Annotated in this window: 16 protein-coding genes; 10 read left to right on the top strand and 6 right to left on the bottom strand. The window is 46.8% G+C overall.

The features are described from left to right. Nucleotides 1-142: 142 nt before the first annotated feature. Nucleotides 143-781 carry a DUF4253 domain-containing protein gene (locus tag AM279_RS13950; RefSeq protein WP_054408643.1) on the bottom strand — a complete coding sequence of 213 codons (639 nt, stop codon included), beginning with the start codon at nt 779-781 and terminating at the stop codon, nt 143-145. Nucleotides 782-835: 54 nt separating this feature from the next. Here AM279_RS13950 and AM279_RS13945 point away from each other — a divergent pair, with 54 nt between their 5' ends. Beyond that, on the top strand, nt 836-1,381 hold the full coding sequence (locus AM279_RS13945; RefSeq protein ID WP_054408642.1) for a hypothetical protein: 546 nt from the start codon (nt 836-838) through the stop codon (nt 1,379-1,381). Between the two features lie 414 nt (nt 1,382-1,795). On the opposite strand, the gene AM279_RS20660 is transcribed toward AM279_RS13945, so the two are convergent. Together AM279_RS20660 and AM279_RS13940 are read right to left on the bottom strand one after the other, a co-directional pair. Further along, nucleotides 1,796-1,963, bottom strand: coding sequence for a hypothetical protein (locus AM279_RS20660; protein ID WP_160316451.1), 168 nt, complete (start codon nt 1,961-1,963; stop codon nt 1,796-1,798). A gap of 12 nt (nt 1,964-1,975) precedes the next feature. After that, nucleotides 1,976-2,497 (bottom strand): hypothetical protein, encoded by a 522-nt coding sequence (locus AM279_RS13940; protein WP_054408641.1) that lies wholly within the window; start codon nt 2,495-2,497, stop codon nt 1,976-1,978. A 368-nt stretch (nt 2,498-2,865) separates the two neighbouring features. Here AM279_RS13940 and AM279_RS13935 point away from each other — a divergent pair, with 368 nt between their 5' ends. The 6 genes from AM279_RS13935 (at nt 2,866) to AM279_RS13910 (ending at nt 10,123) form a co-directional block, all read left to right on the top strand. Continuing rightward, the gene (locus tag AM279_RS13935; RefSeq protein ID WP_054408640.1) at nt 2,866-3,318 is read left to right on the top strand and encodes a hypothetical protein; all 453 of its coding nucleotides are present in this window, start codon (nt 2,866-2,868) and stop codon (nt 3,316-3,318) included. Continuing rightward, complete coding sequence (locus AM279_RS13930) at nt 3,308-3,760, top strand: hypothetical protein (protein WP_054408639.1); 453 nt, start codon at nt 3,308-3,310, stop codon at nt 3,758-3,760. Before AM279_RS13935 ends, AM279_RS13930 begins: the two co-directional genes overlap by 11 nt. Then, nucleotides 3,757-4,917: a hypothetical protein gene (locus tag AM279_RS13925; RefSeq protein WP_054408638.1), complete on the top strand. Its 1,161-nt coding sequence runs from the start codon at nt 3,757-3,759 to the stop codon at nt 4,915-4,917. Before AM279_RS13930 ends, AM279_RS13925 begins: the two co-directional genes overlap by 4 nt. A 120-nt stretch (nt 4,918-5,037) precedes the next feature. Further along, nucleotides 5,038-7,269 carry a hypothetical protein gene (locus AM279_RS13920; RefSeq protein ID WP_054408637.1) on the top strand — a complete coding sequence of 744 codons (2,232 nt, stop codon included), beginning with the start codon at nt 5,038-5,040 and terminating at the stop codon, nt 7,267-7,269. Then, complete coding sequence (locus AM279_RS13915; protein WP_054408636.1) at nt 7,266-7,556, top strand: PKD domain-containing protein; 291 nt, start codon at nt 7,266-7,268, stop codon at nt 7,554-7,556. Before AM279_RS13920 ends, AM279_RS13915 begins: the two co-directional genes overlap by 4 nt. Further along, nucleotides 7,556-10,123 carry a hypothetical protein gene (locus AM279_RS13910; RefSeq protein ID WP_054408635.1) on the top strand — a complete coding sequence of 856 codons (2,568 nt, stop codon included), beginning with the start codon at nt 7,556-7,558 and terminating at the stop codon, nt 10,121-10,123. Before AM279_RS13915 ends, AM279_RS13910 begins: the two co-directional genes overlap by 1 nt. Before the next feature lie 30 nt (nt 10,124-10,153). Here AM279_RS13910 and AM279_RS13905 read toward each other — a convergent pair whose 3' ends face one another. Further along, on the bottom strand, nt 10,154-10,939 hold the full coding sequence (locus AM279_RS13905) for a hypothetical protein (protein ID WP_054408634.1): 786 nt from the start codon (nt 10,937-10,939) through the stop codon (nt 10,154-10,156). Nucleotides 10,940-11,013: 74 nt separating this feature from the next. Between AM279_RS13905 and AM279_RS13900 the strand changes: the two genes are divergently transcribed. Together AM279_RS13900 and AM279_RS13895 are read left to right on the top strand one after the other, a co-directional pair. Continuing rightward, nucleotides 11,014-11,259, top strand: coding sequence for a hypothetical protein (locus tag AM279_RS13900; RefSeq protein WP_054408633.1), 246 nt, complete (start codon nt 11,014-11,016; stop codon nt 11,257-11,259). Continuing rightward, entirely contained in the window at nt 11,256-11,498 is a 243-nt protein-coding gene (locus AM279_RS13895) for a hypothetical protein (protein WP_054408632.1), read from the top strand. Before AM279_RS13900 ends, AM279_RS13895 begins: the two co-directional genes overlap by 4 nt. On the opposite strand, the gene AM279_RS13890 is transcribed toward AM279_RS13895, so the two are convergent. Next, complete coding sequence (locus AM279_RS13890; RefSeq protein ID WP_054408631.1) at nt 11,495-12,304, bottom strand: hypothetical protein; 810 nt, start codon at nt 12,302-12,304, stop codon at nt 11,495-11,497. The two genes, AM279_RS13895 and AM279_RS13890, sit on opposite strands and share 4 nt — an antisense overlap. 235 nt (nt 12,305-12,539) lie before the next feature. Then, nucleotides 12,540-12,962: a hypothetical protein gene (locus AM279_RS13885; protein ID WP_054408630.1), complete on the bottom strand. Its 423-nt coding sequence runs from the start codon at nt 12,960-12,962 to the stop codon at nt 12,540-12,542. Between the two features lie 234 nt (nt 12,963-13,196). Here AM279_RS13885 and AM279_RS13880 point away from each other — a divergent pair, with 234 nt between their 5' ends. After that, on the top strand, nt 13,197-14,078 hold the full coding sequence (locus tag AM279_RS13880; protein WP_054408629.1) for a head maturation protease, ClpP-related: 882 nt from the start codon (nt 13,197-13,199) through the stop codon (nt 14,076-14,078). Nucleotide 14,079 lies beyond the last annotated feature (1 nt).

The raw sequence follows: 14,079 nt of genomic DNA, 5'->3' as shown, positions 1-14,079 counted from the left end.
CACAAATCAGTCCTAATTTGTGCCTGCGCAGCACCCGTGTCACCCTGAGCTTGTCAAAGGGCGTGTTCCTAACAAATAACCAAACAACCGCATTGCCACCCGAGTGCCCTGCCCGAACTGACGAAGTAAATCCACATACCGGTTAATCCCACCAAAAATACATACCGTGCATATCGGCAATGGCCTGTTTTAACGATGCTATATCGCCCACACCCTGGTCTACAGAGTCGGGGCAAAACGCATACATCTCATCGGCAAAAGCATCCATATCAGCAGGCAGGCGGTCAAAACGCAGCTCAATCCAGTCCATGCCGCAGCCCACAATGCTCACGCCCAGGCGCGCGTCTAAATCTTCAATTTTAGCCAGCACATCATCAGGCGAAAGGTCATAATTATAGGCATTTGTAAGGCGGTATCTCAAAATATCCAGCTCACTGCCCAAAATCAGGCCAATACCACTACTGTTATCGTCGCCATCAAAAACAAAAAAGCGGTATTGCGTACCGTTATACAGCTGCTTTAGTTTTAGTGCCTTGCCGTTAATATCATCTTTACCGGTCATTAATGCCAGGTAGCCGTTAAAAAACGCACCGGGTATTGTACAGCTGTCTTCGCTGTCTATTGCAGGCAGCTTTTGCAGTGGCAGTTTAGAAAATGCGCCCAGTGTGGCAATAACGTCGGCATCAAAACCCGGCAGTACTTCAATAGCGGGGGCAGGGGTATTAGCTTTTTCAGGAGCCTTTTTATTTTTCCCGAAGCCAAAGAATGAGAATAAAGACATAAGAGATTGGTTAATGGTTTAGCCAAATATACACAATCAGCAACAAATCACACCATGAAAAACATCCGTTTACGCCAATACATAGCCCTGCAAAACACACTTGAATATGACGCTGTCCTGGAGCATTTAAAACCCAAAAACAGCTTTGCCGGCCGGCAGATGGACATTAACACCATGCCCTATGCCAACGTAAAATACGGCATCCGCCAGTTACCAAAAGTCAACAGCTGGCAGGGCATACAACAGCTGTTTGAAATTTGCTTTGGCGCCGGTGCTAAAACCTTTGCCAACACCCGCATAACCGAGTATTTTGCCGCCCGTAAGTTTATGGTAAACGAGTTTACCCGCATCATAGAAACCGAAAGCCGCCTTTTGGCCTCTCAGTCTACCGATGCCCACCTCTGGAAAATGGCCGGCGCCGATAAACTAAAACCCTACTCTGACACCCTGCCGCTTATACAGCTGGGCAAGCTCTTGGGCCAGTACCCGTTTGACCTGGGCCGCAAGCCTTACGGCGAAATTTTCAGCCTTTTGGTACAAACCAAAGCCCAGAACGATGTAGAAGCAGAGTATCAGAAATTGAGTAGGCAAGCCCCCTAACCCCCGAAGGGGGGAACAGTAGGCAGTTTGCAGGCGGCAGTTTGCAGTAGAGACAGATTGAATCTGTCTCGCATCCGAGTCAGCACGTTTGCCCCTGGCTTTAGCCCAATGTATAATTTGCCCCTGGCTTTAGCCAGGGGATAAAGGGCAGTAAAAACAGATTAAATCTGTCTCGCGTGCTGATTTTCAGACACCAGTTTTCGCACCGCGTTTTTCACGCACTGTCATTGCGAGGAGGCACGACGAAGCAATCTTTTTTAGGGCAAGAGTGAAGCTATTCCCCTTCTCCCGGAGGGGTGCCCGTAGGGCGGGGTGGTTTGTCATTGCTTCGCCAGTCGGGCTTTACCCTCGTGTCCGAACGAAGCTTTAGCGGAGTTGAGGAATCTCTACAACAGCATCTTCGCCTTTAGGTAATTAACGCATAACCAGCAGGTAAAAAATCCCACCAAAAATAAGGCAGGGGCCTAAAATCAATGCTACAGTACCCATAAACGGGCCCGGCAAAACCGTCCAGCCCAATCCGTTAAGCACAAAGCCTGATAATATAGCCGTTATGCCAATCAGTTTTCGGTGTTTTTTCATGTCAATGTAAAATTAAAAGCCCTCCCTCAAAATCCGCCATTCGTTCCAAAAAGCCTGATAGCAGTTACGGTCAAAATCATCGGTAGGGATGTTTCTGGGTAAAGATGCCTTATAGAATGCCTCTACACTATCGGCAAAAGCCAGTATCTCGTCTTTATAATGCTCAAAAATTAATGTTGCCTTAGCTCCTTTTTCAGAGGTAAGGGTTACAAAACCGTCAAGATGTGTAACATGCCAGTCAATACCGCTGGGGCATCCGTATACATCGGCTCGTAGTAAGTCATCGGCCGGAATTATAAAATGTCCGCAGCAGGGCAGGAGCTGCCCGGCAAACATACCGGGTTCATAATCCTGTTTAAGTGTTCGCATAAGGTGTAGTGCAGCCGCGCTGGTAGTAGCTTCAAAGTCGGTATCATTGCACAAAACTTCGCCACCTATTTCGGCATACACAAACCCGTGGGAGCAAAGGTCGTCCTGCGCATCTTTTACACCGCCAAGCCAGTGCGACTTCAGAAGATTTAGTTTAAAACTCATACTGAGGAAATTTTAGTGCAAAAATAAGGGATTATCAGTTTGGTAACGCCCAATTTGTTGAGTCAGCACACCCGAGTGAAGCTATTCCCCTCCTCCCGGAGGTCCCGATAGCTATCGGGACGCAGGGCGGGGTGGGCAACATTATCCCTGAAGAAAGACCCACCCCGGCTTCGCCACCCCTCCACAAGAGGGGAATCCACTCACACCCTTAAAATTCAAACAATCCCGTTACCCTGAAAGGGTCGCGCACATTAGCCCCGGGCAACGCCCTGGGTACAGTAGGCAGATATCAGGTAGCAGTTTGCAGTCATCCTAAGCCTGCCGAAGGACAAATTACCAAATAACCCATAAACAAATCCACAACAAAAATGACCGACATCGTCCGCATACTCCACGCCCTGGCCACAGACCGGCAGATGGAATACCATTACGGCAAGAAAGCCGCCCTCAACCTGCTCGACGGCACACTCGAAGAAAATAAAATCTTCCTGCTGCACGAATTTACCAACCGCACGGCCGAATACAACAGTACGGCAACCAAAATAATAGCCCACAGCTACACCGGCAAGTTCTTTTTAGTAAAGCACAGCGCCTATGGGCAGCATTATTTTGCAGAGGCCGGTACAGCCGAAACCTCAAAATACACCCAAAACATAGAGCCGCTGCTGGCCGAGTTCAACGCACTGGGCAACAGCCTGGCCTGCACCGGCGCTGAGGTGCAGCAATGGGAAAACGTAGACGTTACCGATGCCCTCGATGCCAATATGGACGGCCTGCTGTGCACCTACACAATCCGCATACCCTACAGCCATGAACAGTGAAGCACAGCAAATACTCCGGGCCGAATTTGAGCTCCTGCGGCAGGAAATCATAGCCAGATACGAAAGTTCCGGAATGGAAGCCACAGGCAACTGGGGTAAAACCGTGCAGGTGCAGCAGCTGCCCAACGGCTTTAGTATAGTGGCAGACGGTTATATACAAGGCCGTCCGCCGGGCAAACAGCCACCCAGTGAAGCCATACTGCAATGGATTAAGCAAAAAGGCATAGCAGCGCGCCTGGGCAACGAAATAAGCCTGGGGAGCCTTGCCTACCTAATTGCGCGAAAAATTGCTAAAAACGGCTGGAAACCCCGCCCGGGCTATGAAGATATAGTGCGCAGCGTTGCCACCCCGCAGCGCATACAGCAAATTATTAATAAGGCCGGCCAGCCCTACATTGCCGGCTTTACCACCGAGATTTTGCAATACCTAACCCCTGCATGATAACGTTTACAACCGCTGTAACCCAGCGCAGCCTGTACATGGCGTTTAACAACCTCATAATACGCTACTACAGTACCACTACCACAACCCCTTTGTATAGCGAAATTACAGGCCTTACCATTGGCACCGCCGCTATGCCCATAAGGCTGTACCCCGACCCAAACGGCTGGTTTTTCTTTAACTTCAGGCCCTATGTGGCGGCGCTTATAAACCGCAATAATTTTGAAGATACCGTACAGCCGCAAATAGACGCTGCCAATGCAGATACCTTTGTGTACTACGTGTCTAACCGCGTGTTTTTACAGCGCCTGGTGCAAATAAAAGTATACCTGCCCGGTGTTGAAACCCCCGAAACCCACACCGTTACCCTCTCATGGCTGGCAGGCGTGCAGCAGCTGGGCGATCCGTTTGAATATGTGGTTAGCAATACCTATGTGCTTTCGCCGTTTATGGCCGGCACGGCAAACAGCTATTACTTAAAATATTGGCAGGGCTATCCGTTTGATATTCCGTTTTACGCCAGTATAACGGGGCTAACCCTTAAAAACGAAACCAACCTTTTGCAGCAGGAATTTCCCTCCCTTGGTGCTTATGGCACCCGCCTGTTTGTAAGCGATGGCCGTACCGATGAATCGCTCGAAGACCTCCTGCCCCTTGCCGTGGGCTACAACCGCCTGCGCATTAAGCGTTATGAAGAAGACACCGATAAAGACCCGTTTATCCACCTCGAAAAAATGCCCTACAAATGCGGCATATACCTCAAGTGGCTCAATGCACAGGGCGGCTACAGCTACTGGCTGTTTGAAGATACCTACAGCATAGACCGCGCTACAAAATCGCTCGGCGAGCTCGACCGCGATAACAACAACCTGGGCGATACCTTTGCCCGTACCACACAAATAGGCAAAGAAAGTATTGATACCCTTAAAGTAGTGGCAGAACTCCTTACCGAAAACGAAAGCCGCATAGTGCAGGGCATTTTAGACAGCCCCAAAATTTACCTCTTTACCGGCAAGCCCTACAGCCAGAGCAGCTACCGCCACTGGGTTGAGGTAAGCCTTAAAACCACAAGCGCCCGCATTAAAAATCCCCGGGAACCCCTTACGAATTTTATGTTTGATATAGAGCTGCCGGTGCGGTATGCACAAACGCTTTAAGAGTCAAAAGTCAAAGGTCAAAAGTCAAAGGTCAAAAGTCATAAAGATTAGTGCATCGAAGCTACTTTACAACTTTATGACTTTTGACTTTCGACTAAAATATTTCCCAAACCCTAAAATGTGTCCCTCATATTATACATAAACGGCGAGCAGGCAGACCTCCCTCCCGGGCAGGTAATTGCCCAAACCCGGCAGGTAAATGACATTGCCAGCCTGCAAAACCGCCAGGCCGGCTATACCAATAAGTTCAGCCTGCCCAAAACCGCCCATAACGTTAAGCTTATGGAGTTTCTTACCCTGCCGGGCAACACCAGTACCATTCCGTACCAAAAAACCCCGTGCAGCCTGTACGGCCATACCGGCGAATGCTTTGTATACAACGGCTGGGCGCAAATAACCGATGGCGGCGACAGCTATGAATGTGTTATTTATGACGGTATTATAGACCTTTACAAGGCCATAGAAAACAAATCCCTGGGCGACCTTAACCTTGAAGAGCTTAACCACACAAAAGATATAGATACCGTAATTACTTCCTGGAACCCGGCAGCCGGCAAAAAATACCGCTATATACTGGCTGATTATAATGGCCGCACGGGAGATGTAAATCCGGAACCGGGCTCTTTGTACTATCCACAGCCAAATGTTGAATATTTGGTGCCATCTGTAAACGTAGCCTGGCTGTGGGATAAAATTTTTACAGAGCATCAGGCAACGTGTACCGGCAGCGTGTTTAATACAGAAAATTTTAAAAACCTGTGGATGACCTACCCGCAGGGCATGATTACCGGCGATGCTCCGCAAACGCTCTTTGAACCTACAGAATATGGTTATGATGGCAGTGCGGCACCCGGTAGCAATATTGGCTTTTATCATGTAGGATACCCCAACCAGTCTCCCACAGATGTTATGCTTTTAAACAACCGCCATATAAAAGTAGAACAATCTGGCTATTACAAAGTGGTGGTTTCGGGCAGTTTTAATTCTATAAGCGCTTTTGGTACTCATAAAAGGAGCAAGGTATATATTGGAAAAAATGTGCCTGTATTACAGCCGCACATGGTGCCGCAGTTTAAGCTCCTGATGGACGAAATACAGCACCAGGCCACCTTTAATGCAGAACGTACTATATACCTTAATGCCCAGGACAGTATTTGTATTGTTGTTACTAAAGCTTCAAACGAAACTTCGGCAGGAGGCTTTGCGCTTGTAGGAAACCAACAGGAATTTAACCTGGAGTTTATACGCATTAACCAAAATGAGTATGATTTTAAGGCGGCCCTTGCCGATTTTTCAATCCGCGATTTTGTAAACGAAATAGTGCACCGCTTTGGCCTGACCCTGTTTAAAGATAAATACACTAACAGCTATGAATTTCTTACCCTGCACGAAATTTTGCAGGACAATGCACCGGTTGACTGGAGCAAAAAGTTCAGTAAAAAAATAAGCGAAAACTATATTTATGGCAGCTATGCACAGCGCAACTGGTTTCGCTACAACTACAGCGATAAAGAAGCCACGCACAGCGATTACTACCTGGAGGCGGCAAATGCCAACCAGCCGGAAAGCCGCGATGTAGTAAAAAGCAAAATATACAGCCCGGACCGCTATGCTATTAAATACATAAACCGCGACAGCCGTGTGTACCGCATGTTTGAAAAAGAAACCGTAGAAAACCCCGCAGAGGGTGAAGAGCCAGTAAAATACAAAGCGCTCGACAAGCGGTATTATTTTATGCGGGCTATAGAACGCAATGAAATAATTGTACTGCGCTCCCCATCAGTGCAGGATATAGGCGCAAATGATGCATATTGGGCAGAGAGCTTTTGGAAACTCCCTTTTGAAGATATTTTGCAGGATTACTATGGGCCCATGCGGGGCATATTACAAAATGCACAGGTGGTTACAGCACAATTATGGCTTACTGATGTAGATATTGCCAATCTTGACTTTCGCAAACTTTATTATATAGAGCAACTGGGTTCTTACTTTATTCTCAATAAAATAAATAATTACCTGCCGGGCAGGCCTACACAGTGCGAACTGGTGCGCATACAGCCCGGGCTCGATGCCTTCGAGCCGCAACAGCCCATAGCCATTACAAAAGTAGAGGTGCAAAACCATACGGTGCGTATTTATTTCGACCTCAATGTAATGGCATCAATTGTTAACCTTCAGGTATCGCAAAACGGTTTTGAAACGGCATCTAACTTTCCGCTGGGTGCTAACAATAATCCCCGTTTTTATGATTCTACCCCGCCGGGCAACTTTAGCATAAGGCTACAGGCAGGTGGCTACAACTCTAATAGTGTAGATATTACTATTCCATCTAACACCACCATTATACCATGATACATGCCTTAACCCACACATTGCCCGCCATAAGTTTCGGCTTTGGCCAGATAGAAAAAACGGCTGCCGTTAACCTGCCCCTAACCGTTTGGCTCGATACACTTTACCGGCTCGATGCCTACACCTTTACACTCGCCGCAGCGGGGGCCACGGTTACTAAAATTTCTAATTATGAATATACTGTCGTATACCCCACGCCGGGCAGTTATACCATAAGCATGACAGTAAATAATGTAGCCAAAACCATAAGCCTTGAAAGCAATATTTTAAGCATAACCATAGCATAATGGCAAAAGACAAAATAATTCTGGCCGAGCTTGATTTCGATACCAAAAACCTGGTAAAAGCGGCACAGGATACAAAAAAAGAAATGGAAGCCCTTATGGAGCGGCAGGAAAAGCTTGCAAAAAAAGGCAAGGAAAGTTCGGCAGAATTTATCCGTAACGAAGCCGTGCTTAAAAGCCTCACCCGGGCCTATGAAGAGCAGAGCAACGCCATAGCGGCACACATGGGCCAAACCGAAAAGATGGGTGCCACTTTTAACGATTTTAAAACCCGTCTGGGCGAAGCTTTTAACAGCATAAATATTTTTAACGGCGGCCTGGGCGATTTTCTTTCAAGGGCCAAAGAGGCGGGCGGTACCGGCAAACTATTTAAAGGTGCGGTAGAAGGCATGACCACCGGCATAAAAGGCATGGGTGCCGCCATTAAGGCAAACCCCCTGGGAGCTTTCTTATCTATCATAGGCTTTGTAATCGATAAGCTTTTAAACTTTACACCCCTTACAAACGCCATGCAAAAAGCTTTTGCGGCGCTTGCTCCTGTAATAGAGTGGGTTAATAAGCCCATAGAGCTATTGGCCGGCGGTATAGAAGCAATTGCCGGCTGGCTGGGCAAGCTAACTGGCGCTACAGATGATGCGGCACAGGGGCTCGAAAAAATTGCACAGGCCCAGTCAAGGCTCAACAGCGAAATGATACTTCAGGAAGAGTTAAACAATACCGCTAAAAAGCAGGTAGACCAGCTTATTGCCAAAAGCCGCGATCAAACCCTTAGCGAAAAAGAACGTATTAAAGCCCTTCAGGATGCTGCCGCAGTAGAGCAGGAAAACTACAACCAGCGCAGGCACCTTAGCGAAGAAGCCTACCGCATAGCACAGGCTAAACTGCAACAGGAAAAGAAACTGAGTGATGATGAAATGCTGATACTGGAAAACGGTACCGCTGCGCAAATTGCAAAATTGCAGGAAACCAGGGGCATAACGGCCGAGGAGCTTAAAACGCTTCAGGATGCCAAAGTAGAAAAACAGCGCATTGTAGATGAAGAAGTTACCATAAAAAAACGCCAGTCAGCCGATGAAAAATCCGTAAGAGACCAGGTAAAAGCACAGGATGCTGCCGCTGCCCGCGAAGCCGAAGCTACCCGCCAAAAGCAGTATGACAAAGCCCTGGAACGCCAAAGGCAGCTGCTGGACCTGTTTGTAGCCGAAAGCGGTACCCGGGGCAAAACCCTTGCACAGCAGCTAAAGTATGAAGAAGATTATGCAACTAAATCCATCGCGCTGCTAAAAGAGCAGTTGCGCCTTAAGAAAATTACCACACTTGAGTTTCAGATAGCCGAAGAAAACATTAACACCCAGAGTCAGCAAAACATGTTCGACATAACCAACCGCTTTGCAAAAGCACAACTTGACCTGGAATTGCAGCGCAGTAAAAGCCTGTTTGAAAATGCTGAAAAGATTGATGAAGAACTTGTTGTAAAAGAAAACGAAAGATTAGCGGGAAATTTAAAAAAGAAAGAAGAACAGCTTGCAAAAGAACTGAAGATTGATGATGATTTGCTCAAGGCAAAGGGTAATAACCTTGTGCAAATGTCTACCGAAGAACTTCAGTATCTTAAGGAAGTTGAGGCAATGCATGCAGAACATGAGGAAGCCATTGCACAGAATAATCAAAAGCTCAAAGATTTTACGGCGGCCACAGAAGAGAAAGAAGCAGCTAAAAAACAACAAAAAAGGGCAGATGAAGCTGCAAAGGCTGAAGAAGAATATCAGGCGAGGCTGGAAAAAGCACAAACCGAATATGATGCACAGGTTATAACCGAAGAGGCACACCACCAGGCATATATAGAAACCCTTAAGCAACAGCTGGAAGACAAGAAAATTACCCAGGAACAATATAACGCGCTTGAAACCGAGGCCGTTAAGCAAAAGGAGCAAAACATACGCGATATAGAAAAAGCCCGTTTAGACAACAAACTACAAATGGCCAGCCAAAGCTATAGCCAGATGGCCGAGATATTTGGCAAGGAAAGCAAGGCAGGCAAGGCGTTTTCTGCCGCTGCGGCGTTAATTGATACTTACCAGGCTGCTACTAAGGCGCTGGCAGCATCGCCGCCGCCGTTTAACTATGTTGCCGCCGCCACGGTTACGGCAACAGGCTTGCGTAATGTAGCTAAAATTACATCATCTAAGCAACCTAAATTTGAGCAGGGTGGCCTTGTACAGGTAGGCGGCAACCGCCACAGCGCCGGCGGTACGCTCTTTACCGGGGCAGACGGCACCCGTTTTGAAGCCGAACAGGGTGAACTTATTGGTGTAATGAACCGCAATGCTGCCCGCCACTTTATGGCCTTTAATAATGCCTTTCCGGCAGGGGGTAGCACAGCGCCCAATTATTTTGCCAATGGGGGCATAGTATCGCGCGAAATCGCGCAGCAGCAACTTAACGTTGATGAGTTAGCAGGCAAAATAGCGTTGGCAAATGCGGCTTTACCCCAGCCTGTGGTTGCCGTGCAGGATATCATTACCCAGGGCAACAGCTATGTACAGGTGCGCGATGGCGCAAATTTTTAAAAGAAAAGCCCCGCTATTGCGGGGCAGTTGTTATTTTTTTTCCATCAGGCAATCTATGGTGCCTTTTATGGTACCGGCAGTTTGTTGATTTATAGGTTCATCATGAAGTGAGAAAAAATTACAAGTAACAATTTCGCTTTCTTTTAACAATTTTAGTTCTGCTTCTGTAAGGGTAATATTGGCTTCATAACTTTCAACCTCTCCACCGACGGTTGGTGTAGCCTTTGTTGAAACATTTTTGCGCACTATAGTTTTACCGTCTTTAAGCGTAATTGTTATGGTGCCCTTTCCTGAATTTTTTTTAAATACACCACTTCTTATTGTTAAAGAGTAACGAGGCTTACCATCAGTAAAACTTTTGGTCATACGTATTATACTTTCTACAACAAAATACGTGTTATAGCCGGGTGTACTGGTAATATACTTACAAAAATAGTCTGACGGTAATGCTATATCATCAATCATCAGAAGTTCATTACTATTCGTATTCTTTACCCAGTTTTTATAATATAAAACTTCTCCTGTAGCAGTATCTTTTAATGTTATAAAATAGTATTCAATAGGATTTGCTTCATCATACGGGGCAACTTCAACAATCTCAAATACTCTGCCTATCAATTCATTTGCCGCGGTTTCTCTGCCGGTAGTTTTATAACGCTTATATTTTTTTTCATAAAAATTTTCAAAACCATATGTCATTTTCTCATTAGGTTTTACTTTCATTCCCGGTTTTAAAAACGTTGGGTCAAGTTCAGGAAATACCTGTGCAGTTGCCGCCAGGCTAAAAAACAAAAAGAGGAGTGTAAATTTTTTCATTGGTGTTTTAATTAATGTTTGCCTCAAATATAAAAGATTTTTTTCAACAAAATGTTTGATTATAATTTATTTTTTTGAATATCAGCAAAATTCTCTCCGGCTGGAAAAATTACCTTGCCAAAGCTGAAGTTCCCGAAACCCTTGCAAAACAACGTGCTGCCCATTGCGCCGCCTGCCCGCACGCAAAACACGGCAAGCTGCTGGCTTTTATAAAAGACAATCTTACACAGGTTGAAGGCGCCTACTGTAACCTGTGCAAATGCCCCCTTAGCGCCAAGGTGCGCAGTACAGATGTTTGCCCCATAAACAAATGGCAATGACCCGCTACCAAACCATTACAACCCTTGGCGATAGTTTTCTATCCCTTATGGGCAAGGGCATTATACCCGTGCATTTGCTCGACTGGAAGGTATATTATGAAGCCTATCTTAAAGAAGCCCAAAACCTGCACACAAAATACACCGGCCGCCAAAAAACCATGGCCGCCACCATTGTAGCCGATGAGTTTGATATAAGCCGCCGCACCATGTTTAACATTATTGCCTTTATGGAGGGTTAATCTTCCGTAAGGCCCAGGGCGCCCTCCATGCGCAGCCCGGTAAGGTATTCTTCAATGTAAATGCTTCTTTTCCCTGTAGTGCTGTCTGTTTCGCCCGGTTCTATTTTAACAAGCGTATTGCCGTTTAAATCATACTTATCAAGGCTTTCATAACGGTAGGGCATGCCTTCCAGCTGATGCCATTTTGCAGAACCCGCATTGAGTGTAAGCACCCCGCTTACGGTTTTTTTCAGTTTCTTGCGCTTGTAGTATTCAAACGTATATTCAATATCCACGGGGTTAACCTTCTTTACACGCAGTTTGTAGTTGTAATCATCGTCAAACGCACTAAAGCGGTATTCCTTGCCCGGTTCAAAGTCGGCCACAGGCGTTATGGTATCATTGCCAAATACTACATAGCCTTGCGCCAGTAATTTATCGCGCAAAAAGCCTTTGTAAGTACGGGTGGTATCAGCCGCAATAATTTTTGTGATGTATATTTCAGAGTTGTACCCGCCCAGATGGCCAAAGTCGCCATACTGACCAATTTTTAGGTTTCCGGCAATCTTTAAGTACATACCCCGGCTGTTCCAGTTTTGCCATATATATCGCAGCGAGTCAATTTTGTCCAGTTCCTTGCTAAAAGTAGCCCAGGCATACCATGTATTGGTGTTGTCTTCAAGGGCAGTATACATAATGCTTTCAAACTGCCGCGTAAAATAACCTTCGGTTTCCACATATTCTTCCTTGTAGGTAATAGAATCTTTTTTCTGTGCCGGGCAGCTAAAACACACCAGGCAGGCCAGGCAGGAGAGGAGCAGTTTCATATACTTTTTGTGTTGGTTATGGCAAAATACGCATTTTTAAGCCCGTAGCAAAAGGCTTTTTCAGGGCAAAATCACGTAAAACCCCTGTATTTCCTCATTTTTTTAGTGAAAGAACGGCTGCACTAAACCCCTAAAAACCCGTCGTATCTTTGCAGTGTAGTTCAGAGAAATTATTTTAAATGCCACTTCGCTCGGTCAGCCTGAGCTTGTCGAAGGCCAGCACTCAATCTTTCAATTATTCAATCTTAAATTTTTCAATGGCTCCGCCAAAGTCAATTACCGGCTTACCGCCCTCATAACCACTTTGCCAGTCAGTACCCTCAATATCTTCTTTAACAATACGGGCTTCGCCTTCGTTACTTACAAATACTAACGCGGCTTTAGTGCCCGTAGTATCGGCCCATTGCTGTAGGTACACACCGGTTGAAACCGGGCACAGCCAGTCGCCAAAAATATTGCGTTCCAGCGGCAGCGCCTCCGGGAAAGACTTCAAATAAATATACTGCGTGCCACCCGGCAGCTGCCCCGCAAAGCGGCTGTACAGGCTAAGCCCGCCACCCTGGTAAAACACACCCCACTCATTAAGCGCAGGCATATTTGCAAAATCAAACCTGGGAACCGGCTTGGCAATCTTTTTCCCAAAAAGCCATTTAAACATAACAGTACATTTAGTACTACAAAGTTAGCCTTTAAATTTTGAATGATGACACAAGCCTGAAAGGCGAACTGAGCGAAGCTAATTTTAAATGTTGGCTAAGCCTGAGAAGCAAAGCTAATTTAAATGCTTGCCCCGGTTTATCAGCCTGAGTGAAGCTGCTCCCCTCTCCTTTGGAGAGGGGTTGGGGGTGAGGCCAACTTTAAACCTTAAACTTGAAACTTTGAACTAAAGAAAATGACAGGAAACATTTATATCTCCGGCCAGATAGGCACTTTTGACGGTGTTACCGGTGTAGAACTGGTAGACGTCATATCGCAGGTAAAAAAACAGCCCAAAGCCACGGCCTTTAACGTGCACATAAACAGCGAGGGTGGCCTTGTAGACGTAGGTTTCGACATCTACCACTACCTCCGCGCGCTGGCCAAACCCATAACCACCATAGGGTCGGGAATCGTAGCCAGCATTGCCACCGTCATCTTTATGGCGGGCAGCAAGCGGCAACTGCGCGAAAACACGCCGTTCATGATTCACCTGCCCTGGGGTGGCTCTATGGGCACGGCCGATGAGCTTGAGCAGTTTGCCGCCCAGCTACGCACCATAGAACAAAAAATGGTGGGCTTTTACAAAAAGGCGCTGGGTGTGCAGGAACAGGCCATACTGCCGCTTTTAAAGAACGAAACCTGGCTTTCGGCCAAACAGGTGCACGCACTGGGCTTTACCACAACCCCGCAGCAGGTTAAGGCTGCAGCCAAAGCTTTCATTAACAAAAACTCCATGAGAGGATCGTTTACCGACAAAGACAGGCACTGGATGGAAAGCCTGTTTACCCGGGTGATGGGCCGCATTAAAAATGCCCACATCTACAGCAAGGTGGTGCAGGATGCCACCGGCGCCGAAATTGACTTTACCGATTTGCCCGATGACGGCGTGATTGAAATTGGCGCACTTGCCACCGTAGACGGCCAGCCTGCCGAAGGCGAATACCTGATGCCCGATGGCTACACCTATGTGTTTGCCGCAGGCGAACTGACCGAAATTATAGAACCCGAAGAAGAAGCCCCTGCCGCAGCCGCCCTGCGCGCCGAAAACAAAGCCTTAAAAGGCAGCTTAACCTGAT

Source organism: Flavobacterium akiainvivens (genome assembly GCF_001278115.1).
GTDB classification, from domain to species: domain Bacteria; phylum Bacteroidota; class Bacteroidia; order Flavobacteriales; family Flavobacteriaceae; genus Flavobacterium; species Flavobacterium akiainvivens.
The sequence above is the reverse complement of the archived record's forward strand: the minus strand, read 5'-3'. Positions and strand labels throughout refer to the sequence as shown.